Origin of the sequence: Emticicia sp. W12TSBA100-4 (assembly GCF_040253585.1) — a bacterium.
Taxonomy (GTDB): domain Bacteria; phylum Bacteroidota; class Bacteroidia; order Cytophagales; family Spirosomataceae; genus Emticicia.
Map to the genome: position 1 here is coordinate 1 of NZ_JBELAU010000045.1, position 1740 is coordinate 1740.

Sequence of the window (1740 nt, forward strand, 5' to 3'; positions counted from 1 at the left end):
TATTAGGGCAAAAAGTAGATGTGTTTATTCTCCCCTTTCAACTATTTTTTGCTTAAAACATGGCTTTCTTTGGTGTTTTGATGCAATTGAGCAATAAATAGCCCTACCCAGACCTTGGGATTAATTTTTGCCAAATGTCTTTTGATTGATGCCACCTCTTTTCAATCAATCTTTACACGGGTGAAGCCTTGTTTCTGACTTCTGATACTGCTTGTATTGGCTCGCAACGAAGACTATAAATCACGGCTATTGAGACCATTCTTCCTTCGCCACAACATGGACACTTTCCAAGGTCTTTCCCGTATTTTTCCTGCATGAACTGCTCAACGGTTAGCTTGGGTATAGGTTTCCGCTCCGATAATGCCATGCTCGCAAGTATCTGTTTGAGCCGTTCTTGCTTGCCTCGGTTGCGTAAATATCCATAGTGACGGATTTTAACGAAGTATTTGGGCAAAATATGCTGCTCAAAACGCCGCAGGAATTCTTCATGACTCATCGTCATTTGCTTTACTTTACTCCCATCGGTGTAGTCTTTGTAGTTAAAACTGACCGTCGATTGTCCTACCTCGGTGATGCGATTACTGCTGATAGCGATTCGGTGGGTGTATCTACCCAAGTATTCTAAGACTCCCATGGCACCGCCAAAGGGGCGTTTGGCATAGACATTCCACGGTTTTCGACCAATTTGACTCAATAAGCCCTCAAAATCAAGGTTATTGAGTCGAAGTTTTGACCGTAGTGTCCGTAAACCTTTCATCAAGATTGCCTTGAAGACTATCTTCAAGGCTCCCACTGGAAACAGAAACTTCCCACTTACTCGCTTACTATTTTGCCATTGATTGCCATCGAAACCACCCCCACTGACAATGCAGTGAACATGCGGATGAAAAGATAAATTCTGGCCCCACGTATGTAAAACTGACGTTATACCAATTTCAGCACCCAGATATTTGGGGTCTTTACCGAACTGTAAGAGCGTCTGAGAGGAAGCCTCCAATAACAAATTATACAGTAAAGTACGATTGCCCATCACCAAGCCATTCAACTTATGAGGCAGCGTAAAGACCACATGATAGTAAGTCGTTGGCAGTAACTCTTGCTGACGTTGGGCGACCCATTGCTCTCGACCGAAGTGGCCGCAAAACAGACAATGCCGATTGCCACAGCCATGAAACTGCATCTGCTGATGCCCACAATCGCTGCATTGGCTCAGATGATAGCCATTGGCAAGGGTGCGACAAGTGCTGAGTTGACCAAAAACGCTCTTGGAGTAAGGATTAAAACCTAAGTTTTGTGCTTTGCTAAAAATCCCCTGTAAACTTTCTTGCTTACTCATCAGAGGAAACTATCTACAGGGTTGATGATATTGCGACGTTTGCTCTCTTGTAGGTGTAAATACACCATGGTCGTAGAGATGTGAGAATGACCCAACAACTGCTGAATGGTATGGATGTCGGTGCCGGCATCCAACAGATGGGTGGCAAAACTATGACGCAAGGTATGGCAAGACAATCGACGCTCGGGGCTCAACAAGCCCGCACGACCAATGGCACTGGCTACATGAAACTGAATCGTTCGAGCCTTCATGGGCTTGCCTACCAGTCGCCCCTCAAAGAGGTAAACTTTGGGACGGTACGCTCGCCAATATTCTTCTAATAGACTCAATAACTTCTCAGAAAGTAGGGTGTATCGTTCTTTATTGCCTTTTCCATGGGCTACTCTAAGCCTTAAATTTGGTCT

General features: G+C 44.8%; 2 protein-coding genes. Both read right to left on the reverse strand.

All coding sequences use genetic code 11. The features are described 5' to 3' along the window. Positions 1-172 precede the first annotated feature (172 nt). Positions 173-1336 carry an IS91 family transposase gene (locus ABR854_RS25645; protein ID WP_350268717.1) on the reverse strand — a complete coding sequence of 388 codons (1164 nt, stop codon included), beginning with the start codon at positions 1334-1336 and terminating at the stop codon, positions 173-175. Continuing rightward, the coding region (locus ABR854_RS25650) for a tyrosine-type recombinase/integrase (RefSeq protein WP_350268718.1) at positions 1336-1740 on the reverse strand (405 nt) is incomplete at its 5' end. The genes ABR854_RS25650 and ABR854_RS25645, both read right to left, overlap by 1 nt.

Coding starts and splice junctions, on each gene's coding strand:
- ABR854_RS25645 (WP_350268717.1), bottom strand. CDS start 1,336: ATGAGTAAGCAAGAAAGTTTACAGGGGATTTTTAGCAAAGCACAAAAC.